Below are 8,632 nucleotides of genomic sequence, written 5' to 3'. Positions count from 1 at the left end.
AATAACCGGCCACGGGTAGTGCTCGACGGGTTAACTCCCCGGGAGGTAATCTCTGGTGTTATCCATGATGCAATGACCGCCTGACCCTACCGGCCATTTTTTGGGTCATTTTTGTCATAAACGCAGTCAGTAACTCGGATTGGCTCGCTTCCGCCAGGTACACCCGAAACAAAAATCCCTCAAGCAACCAGGCGAATCTAATCGAACCTAACCGCTTAAGGGATAAAACGTGCCCCCGAGAGGAGTCGAACCTCCGACCTTCGGTACCGGAAACCGGCGCTCTATCCACTGAGCTACGGGGGCGTGGGGCACAAGTACAACAAGTGCAACGAGAAGAGATGTTACCACTTGGCTGGGGCGATTAGCGAAATGCCCCGCACCCCAGCCAAATCCGCACTATGCGGCCTCAGAAACCTGGTCTTCCTCAATAGGACACACCACAGGCACGCCTCCATCATTAAGCACGCGGGCTCGAATTCCATAGACGCGGGCCAAAAGATCCGGTGTGAGAACGTCAGCAGGACTCCCCTGGGCAACCACGTGGCCGTCGTGAAGCATGACAAGCTCATCGCAGTAGCGGGCTGCGAGATTGAGATCGTGGATTGCGACGAGCGCCAAGGAGCTCCGTGAGGCGACCTCCGCGCGGACGAGCTGTAGGAGTTCCACCTGGTGGCGCAGGTCGAGGGCGGAGGTGGGTTCGTCGAGAAGCATGACCTCGGGATCGCGGACAAACATCTGCGCGACGGCGACGAGCTGACGCTGACCGCCGGAGAGCTCGCCGACGAAGCGGTCGGCAAGGTGCTCAATACCAACCTTCCGGAGAACCGCCGCAGTGTGCTCAATCTCGGAGCCGCGCACGCGCAGACGCCCGGCGCGCCGGCCAGAGACCAGTACCGATTCGAATGCGGTCAGCGAGGCGCTAGCCGGCAGATCCTGCGGCACGTAGCCGACGACATCGCGCAGTTCGGAGCCGATGACCCGCTCAGTGTCACGGGTCAGCACAATCTCCCCGGACATGGGCTTTCGAATCCCCGCCAGGGTGGTCATCAGTGTGGACTTACCCGCAGCGTTTGGCCCGAGCAAACCCGTCACCGTACCCGGCTTCAGCGTGCGCATCGACGCCCCGCGCAGCACCTTCCGCTTGCCATAGCCTGCAGCTACGTCATTGACATCGAGAAATACGCCCATTAGTTCCACACCGTCCTCTTACGCAGAAAAACCAAGCCAACAAAGAATGGGACACCGACGATTGCGGTAATGATGCCAATCGGCACTGCCACACCCGGCACCACCGTGATGGATACCGCATGAGCTGCCGCAAGCAGCGCCGCGCCTGCCGCCATCGATGCCGGGGCAAAGAAGCGCTGTTCTTCACCGACCAGCATGCGTGCAATGTGTGGGCCGACCAGTCCGATGAAGCCGATGATGCCGGCGAAGGCCACTGCGGTTGCTGCCAGCAGCGAGGCTACAATCAGCGTCGCAATGCGCAGCCTATCCACATTGATGCCCACGGCTTTTGCTCGGGCATCGCCAAGCCGCAACACCGTCAGCGCCCACGCATAGCGGATAGTGAACGGAATAGCGATTAGCAGCGCCGCCGCAATGATGCCGTTGGCCACCCAGTTCGCGCGCTGTAGCGAGCCCATCGTCCAGAACACAATCTGCTGGAGCGCCTCGGTAGTCGCGCGGTATTGCAACAGCGCCAACAGCGCTTGGAATAGAAACACCAGACCAATGCCGAGCAGAATCATCGATTCCTTACCCGAGCCGCGCCATACCGACGCCGCCGCCACAATCGCCACAGCGACGACGGATGATACCCAGGCCACGGCCGCCAGGTTGAACTGCGCATGCGGAATAATCACCCAGCCCAGCACAATCGATGCCGCCCCACCGAACGCCGCTGCAGCCGAGATACCGAGCGTAAACGGCTCCGCCAGAGGGTTATCGAGGATTGTCTGCATCTGTGCACCGGCAAGCGACAGCGCTGCACCAATCAGCACTGCCATCACCGATGCAGGCAGACGCAGCTTCCACAGCACCGTACGAGTGGTTTCGTCCACATCATTCGGGCTCACGATGCCACGGACGACGTCCCCCACGCTCAGTGCCATCGGCCCCACAATCGTCGCCACCACAAACGCGCACACGGCCAGCCCCACCAGCACCGCAATGATGGCGATTTTCCGTGCCGAGCGTCGTCGGTACTGTCGCGCAGAGTCGTAGGTCGTGCTTGACGACGGACACTCGTGCTGTTCGGTGGCGGGCTGCGACTCTTGACCTCCACTGCCGTTGGTGGAGGTGGACTCGCGGGGTTCGTCGTCAAGCCCTGACGCGGGAGCGTGCAGATTGGTGTAAGTCATCGGATTCCTTCTTCGATGGTGGAAGATGGGTTACTTGGTCGGCTCCAGCGCGGTGAAGAAGGTGCCGCTGAGTTCGAAGGGCAGGTAGTCCTTGTGGAACTTGGCGAAGTCAGCGACCGGGTCGAGGTCAGCGAACTCCTCTGGGTGAATCCACTTGGCGAATTGCTCGAGCGCGAAGACGTTGTACGGCGAGTCGTAGAACTGGTGGAAGGCGGCGTACAGATCACCCTTCTTCGGCGCGGTCAGGGTGTCAAAACCCGGAGTCTTCAGCAGGCCTTCCAGAGTGCGCTGTGCGGTCTCTGGGGTGGCGGTGTAGCCGAGTTCGACGTGTGGCAGCACTTCCGGCTTCTTCGGATCGAGCGCCCAAGAACCACCGGTGGCGATGATCTTCTCCGGCTGGACGGACAGGACCTTCTCTGCGGTCACGTCGCCCGATTCGGTGTCGAGGAGGCTGTCTCCGAGGTTTTCACCGCCGGCTGCTGTGACGAGGTCACCGAGGTTGGACTTGTTGACGGTCGAGCAGCAATCCTTGAGACCAGCTGCTCGCCAGACAAAGGTCTTTGGCTTGTCTTCGAGCTTGGCGGCACGTTCGGTGATCTCGTTGACGCGCTCAGTGTAGAAGTCGGTGAACTTTTTGGCATTGTCCTGCTCATCGACGATCTGGCCGAGGAGCTCGACGGACTTGGCGGTATTCTCCAGGGGCTTTTGCCGGAAGTCGGTGAATACGTACTTCAGACCTGCCTGATCGAGCTTGGTGAGGAAACCGGACTGCTCCGCGGCCTTCTTGTGGTCAAGGGTCATGACGACCACGTCTGGGTCGTGGGAGATGAGGTTTTCAACTGTGACATCGCCCTTGGCGATATTGCCGATGGTCGGCATGTCTTTCAGCTCGGGGTTCGTCTCGAAAAGCTTGGTTTCAAACGACGGTGCGCCCGAATGCAAATCGCTGCCCATGGCGACAACGTGGTCACCCGGGTTTTCTTGGTCAAGCATCGCGGTGACAAACATGGCGCGGCCTTCACCGAGCACGACTCGTTCTGGCTGCTTGTCGAAGGTCACAGTGCGACCTGCGACATCAGTGACAGTGAGTTCTCCTTTGTTGTCGGCAGCCTCGTTCGACTCTGCGTCCGCACCGCATGCTGTAGCGACGAAGCTCAGCGCTGCACACCCGATTGCGGCCAGAGTTTTGGTCTTTGGCGCGGTTTTAGCCTTGGCGAAAATATTGACTCTCATGCGTTTCAGTTTCTGCCTTGTTTATTTCTGCGTAATTTTTGGTACTTAGGGTGCACAAAGAGAAGTGAACAGTCACCCCTTTGCTTTAGGCACGCCTTACCTTACAGCTTGAAACGTAGAGAAAAAAGCGCCCTGCTAGTGGTTGTTTTACTAGCAGGGCGTGGAAGTCTTACTTCCTTTCGAGAACCGACTGGAAGCACCTCAGCATCACTTCGCGGTCTTCATTAGCAAGTGGTGAAATAACTTCCTGGCGAACAGTGTCTACATAATCCGGCGCCGCCTCGGCAAACACGTGCCGACCAACGCCTGTTAAGACGACGACATAATCCGAGTCCGGGTCTTCGCCGTGGTCTTCGGTGTGAATAAATCCGCGCTTTTCCAACCTGTTGGTATGCAGCAGCGCGCGGGGATGGTTCCACTTCAGTCGATCACAAATCTTGTCAACATGCAGAATCCCATCCTCTACCTCATGCAGAGCGATGAGCAGGGTAAAGTCCGCGAACGTCAGCCCGGTTCGAGTGCGTAGGCTTCGCTCGATATTGCGCTCTACCTCGCGAAAAGCAGCTACCATCGACTGCCAAAAGAGCTGTTCATCATCACTCAGCCATTCAAATGAGTTCATACTGCTCTAGGCTAATGGTGAGAGCCTCGTAGCGGAGACAAATGAGAAAACACTCACAAAAAACTTCTGGCTACTCTGCTTTTCCGTCGACTGAATCGGTGACCGTAGCATTGGCGGTCTCTGCAATCTTATCGAGCACAGCGGAAATCCCCTGATAGTCGATATTCTCACCGAGCACATCAAACAAAACATGGCGCACAAGCTTCACATGGTTCGGCGCCGCCTTCTCAATCACGGTTCGACCGTGTTCAGTAAGCGTGACATCAATACCACGGTTATCGCAGGCGCAGCGTTCCTTAGTTACTAGCCCGCGTCGCTCCATGCGAGTAATTTGATGCGACATTCGGCTGCGGTCCCATTCCAGGGATTCGCACAGGGTGCGCATGCGCACTACATTGTCTTCAGTCTCGGAGAGAACAACCAGAACCGAAAAATCTGCAGTGGAAATATCGAGAGAATCTTGCAGCTGAAGGTCGATTGACCTGTCAACGGCCCGTTTAGCGTTCAGAATTGAGCGCCATAACCGCTGCTCTTCATCACTTAACCACGGAACATCTTGCATATGTACAGAGCCTACTATCTTGAAACCAAATCCTGAATTTTCATAAACTCCGCTCCTGTCACACGATCAAAGCGGGCTTCATCGCACGTCAGGACTAATACCTGCATATCGCGCCCCGCTTTGGCAAGAGCATTATTCATCCGCCGCAAACGGTGTTCGTCTGAATAACCTAACGCATCATCAATAATCACCGGGGCGCCTTGGCCGCCCTCCATGACACCGGCAACGGCCAAGCGCAGCAGAATGTCCAGCTGCTCTTGCGCTCCACCAGATAGTTCATCGACATCGAACTTGCCATCGGCATTGGACCGTGACTCAATCTGCAAGTCCTCATTCATCGTGAACTGGGTTCCCGCACCGAACACACCGCCGCCGTACTCTTCGAGCTTGCGGAGCAAGGGGTCAGCCAGCGCATTCCGCGATGCCGCACGTGCCTGTGTCATTACCTCCATAAGAGTCTTGGCGGCGGCTGCACGGCGACGCATCGAGTCCCGATCTCGCTGTGTTCGCTCCACTACCCCCTCAGCAGCTGCCAGCTTCTCATTCGCGCTGTCGAAATAGTCCAAGTGCACCCGAATCTCTTGCCGGCGCTTTTCCAGCTCAGCCAGGCGATTCTCAACTGCATCCCGTCGCTGCTTAGCGCCCGCGAGCGATGCTTCCACGTCGTCGGCATCCCGCTGCGCCAACTCTTTCAGAGCCGCAGCCAGCTGCTCTTCTGCCACCTCATAGTCCTTGCCTCGGTTTTCCACCGCAGCAAAAATCTCGGCATCCGAGGCTTTTTCTCGCGCCGTCGTGAGCGAATCTTCGCGCACCTTCAAGACGGACCGAGCCCCTTCAAGCTCGCTGCTAGCCTTCGTATAGTTGGCGTGTGCAGGACGCTTTTCCAGCTTCGACAAGCGCATATCGGCATTGTCACGCTCCGACTCGGCATCCCTACGCCCCACTGCAGCTTCTTCCAGCCGCGACTTTGCCGACACCAAGTCAATCTCCGTCGGCGCATCCTCGCCCGCAAGTTCCCGATACCGCTCGCCCTGTACTCGTGCTTCTTCCTTCGCATCGTCTAACTCTGCGGTGAGCTGGTGATACTCCACACCGTCGGACACCGCAGTTATGGATGTCTCCACCTGGAATTTTGCTTTTTCCGCTTCACGACGTCGAGTGTGTGCCTTTTGTGCTTCCGCGACGGAATCAGCGCCTGCCGCCTCAAGCTGTTCCTTGAGCGAAATCTCTGCTTTTCCTAGCTTTCGCTGCTGCGAATCTGAGCCGTCTCCGGGCTGGACAGCAACCGTGACGTCGCCAACTTCGATGGCCAACGGCTTAGTAACCGCATGTTGAACTGACTCAGCCTCCGGCGCTAGCCCCACTTTCTCGCCGTCGACCGTGACCTCCTGCGCACTACTAGCCGAGAGCTGCACACTCGGGCTCGATGCCTCCAGCACAGCGGTGGCTGTTACAACTTCGCGTTCGCAGGTCAACAGTTTTTCCAGTACCTCCTCGGTAACGGAATTTCGTGCAATTACCTCCTTGTGCTCTGCCAATTGTGCACGGAGCTCATCGAGCTTCTCCACTCGCTTCGACAGAGCTTCGACCAAGCCGCGCTTCTCCCCCAATGCGACTTCAGCTGCAGCCAGCTCTTCTGCTTTTCGAGCTTCGCGGTACGCGGTCACAACCGCATCGCGATCCTCCTGCGCCTTCTTTAAAGCTGCGACCTCCTTATCGAACGCTTCCTTAAGTTCAGCAACTCTCTTCTCTGCGACGGAATGCTGGTCCTTGGCATCTTGTGCCTGCTGAATGAAGGTTTCCCGCTCTTGCTGAGCCTGTTTAGCTAAGTCCAGCTGCTGCTTCGCCGCTGCAGAGACCTCCTGTGCCTGGGACACGGCAACCCTGAACTTTTCGAGTTCTTCGAGTGCCTGCGCCCAATGCTCGACTTCGTTTTTGGCTTCTGGCAACGATGCCCGCTGCGTGTGTTGGCTTTCTTCATTACGAGCAGCTTCCTCATTGAGCGCTTCGAATTCCCGGACCTTTTTCGCCGCTTCGTCGCGCACCCGCTGGGCTTCCGCCAGCTCCTTGTCTACGTCGGTAAGCTGCTTGCGCTCTTTGCCATTTTTTTGGAAATAGTTGCCGTATTCAGCTTCAACGGCTTCAAACAGGCCTACCTCTTCTGCGGTTTCCGCGCGCTGCCCCGATGCCGACTGCAGTGCGCTTGTGACCTGCGCATAACCGCCCAAGGAGAGTGTCTTTTGTGCTTGCCCCTGCTCGGCAACGAAGACCTGCCACAGGTTCTTGGTGTCTGCATTGTGCATTCGGGCGGCCAGCCACTCTTCCGCCTGGTCATCTTTAAGAACCTCGGCTGTCGGAGAGTGGACGGTGACGATTGTGCCGGTGTCCTTGGTGCTACCAAAGATCTTGTCCAGCGTAAATTCGTAGCCGTCAAGCTCCAGCCGGAGCTTAACCTGCGGCTTTTCCTGGCTGGAGTGACTGTTCAGACTAAGCGCTTCGCTTGCCCTGGACTTCCATTTTGTCGTCAGCGCAACGTGAATAGCTTTGGCGATTGTCGTCTTACCTGACTCGTTTTCACCGGAAATCACTACCACGCCCCGCTCGGCGAGCCCTGTGATTGAGAGTGAATCAATCGCACGTACATTGTGTAATTCGATGTCGTGAAAACGCATGATTTATTCCTTCTCTCCGGCCAGGCGCGCCAGCAAGCGAAGCGCATCGGCTGCTGCGGTGGTTTCAGATTCTGATAGGGGGCTGCCGCTCTCGGTTCGCCCTTTGCTCAAGACCGTTAGTTTTTCTGCAGCTATGAGCGGATAACCGGTGAGATTGAGATTAGAGATATCCCCCTCGGACGGAACCACCGTCAAATCGGAGCCACTTTCCCGGCGATAAAGTGCAGCGAAAAGCTGTTGATACTGCTCAAGTCGATTTTCAAAGGTAGTCGACTCCGACAGTGTCACGGTTCCTCGCAATGAATACTTCACCGCTGTGTCTGTCTTCGCCTCGATACCGTCCAGTTCAGCAAAGAACTCATCGAGGTCTTCCGCACCAGTGATATCCATGTCGATGGCATGAAAAGCCCACTGCCCCACTCGGTGGGAGGCCACGGTAACTGAGTCCTTTTCGGGGCCGCTCTCTACAATGTCGACGACGAGTGCATTGCCGGAATCCCGTTCTTTGTCGTCGTACGCTGTGGTTTCGTGTGCGCCGGAGAAATAAACTCTGCCAGCATGATCGAGTTGGCTCGTGGAGTGGGAATCCCCCAGCGCAACATAGTGCAACGCCCCGCGGTCAATAGCTTGTTCCAAGCTGGTCAGATCAATGGTGGCTCCTGCATCAGCACCAAAGCCTTCTACTTGGCCGTGTGCGACCATCACTCGGATTCCATCGGCGGGCTCAAGCTCCGTGGCTATTTCCGCCACGATGTCGTCTGCCGAATACTTGCCGCGCACTGGCACACCGATGAGTTCCACCCCGTCACGGATTGCAATGGGCGCGCTGTCGCGAATTACGTAAACTCCTCGGTCTTCCAAAGATTCGAAAGCACTACGTCGATAAATGGAAGAAGCATCAAGCGCATCATGGTTGCCGGGTAGGAAATACACCGGCACGGGTAGCTTGGCGATTCGCTCAAGAGCCCGCAAAAACACCTTGTCCGGCAATGTGTTGGAATCGAACACGTCTCCAGCGACGACAATGAACTCAGCGCCTTCGCTAATCGCCAACTCGCCGATGCGATCGATGGCGTTGAGTCGACTTTCGTGGAACCTAGCTTGGGCTTCACCGCCGTCGAGCTCTAGGAACCACCGAGTCATTCCCAGTTGCCAATCTGAGGTGTGAATGAATTTCATG

General features: G+C 57.1%; 7 protein-coding genes and 1 tRNA gene. All 8 read right to left on the bottom strand.

The window, feature by feature from the left end; translation table 11 throughout:
* Positions 1-230 precede the first annotated feature (230 nt).
* Positions 231-303: transfer RNA gene (locus tag AB1Z34_RS09565), tRNA-Arg, on the bottom strand.
* A 93-nt stretch (positions 304-396) separates the two neighbouring features.
* Positions 397-1,188 carry an ABC transporter ATP-binding protein gene (locus tag AB1Z34_RS09560; RefSeq protein WP_367158265.1) on the bottom strand — a complete coding sequence of 264 codons (792 nt, stop codon included), beginning with the start codon at positions 1,186-1,188 and terminating at the stop codon, positions 397-399.
* Positions 1,188-2,363: an iron ABC transporter permease gene (locus AB1Z34_RS09555; protein ID WP_038628438.1), complete on the bottom strand. Its 1,176-nt coding sequence runs from the start codon at positions 2,361-2,363 to the stop codon at positions 1,188-1,190. Before AB1Z34_RS09555 ends, AB1Z34_RS09560 begins: the two co-directional genes overlap by 1 nt.
* A 30-nt stretch (positions 2,364-2,393) precedes the next feature.
* The gene (locus AB1Z34_RS09550; protein ID WP_367158264.1) at positions 2,394-3,596 is read right to left on the bottom strand and encodes an ABC transporter substrate-binding protein; all 1,203 of its coding nucleotides are present in this window, start codon (positions 3,594-3,596) and stop codon (positions 2,394-2,396) included.
* A gap of 169 nt (positions 3,597-3,765) precedes the next feature.
* Positions 3,766-4,218, bottom strand: coding sequence for a MarR family winged helix-turn-helix transcriptional regulator (locus AB1Z34_RS09545; RefSeq protein WP_070437896.1), 453 nt, complete (start codon positions 4,216-4,218; stop codon positions 3,766-3,768).
* A gap of 70 nt (positions 4,219-4,288) precedes the next feature.
* Positions 4,289-4,780, bottom strand: a complete 492-nt coding sequence (locus AB1Z34_RS09540) for a MarR family winged helix-turn-helix transcriptional regulator (protein ID WP_070595719.1) — start codon at positions 4,778-4,780, stop codon at positions 4,289-4,291.
* A 14-nt stretch (positions 4,781-4,794) separates the two neighbouring features.
* Positions 4,795-7,452, bottom strand: a complete 2,658-nt coding sequence (locus tag AB1Z34_RS09535) for an AAA family ATPase (protein ID WP_367158263.1) — start codon at positions 7,450-7,452, stop codon at positions 4,795-4,797.
* 3 nt (positions 7,453-7,455) lie between these two features.
* A complete protein-coding gene (locus AB1Z34_RS09530) occupies positions 7,456-8,631 on the bottom strand; it encodes a DNA repair exonuclease (protein WP_070652904.1) in 1,176 nt (391 codons plus the stop codon).
* Position 8,632 lies beyond the last annotated feature (1 nt).

The sequence above is a fragment of the Corynebacterium sp. 045007 genome, from assembly GCF_040743205.1.
In the GTDB taxonomy this organism is placed as follows: domain Bacteria; phylum Actinomycetota; class Actinomycetes; order Mycobacteriales; family Mycobacteriaceae; genus Corynebacterium; species Corynebacterium jeikeium_D.
Note: the sequence above shows the minus strand (reverse complement) of the source record. Positions and strands in the feature narration are given on the sequence as shown.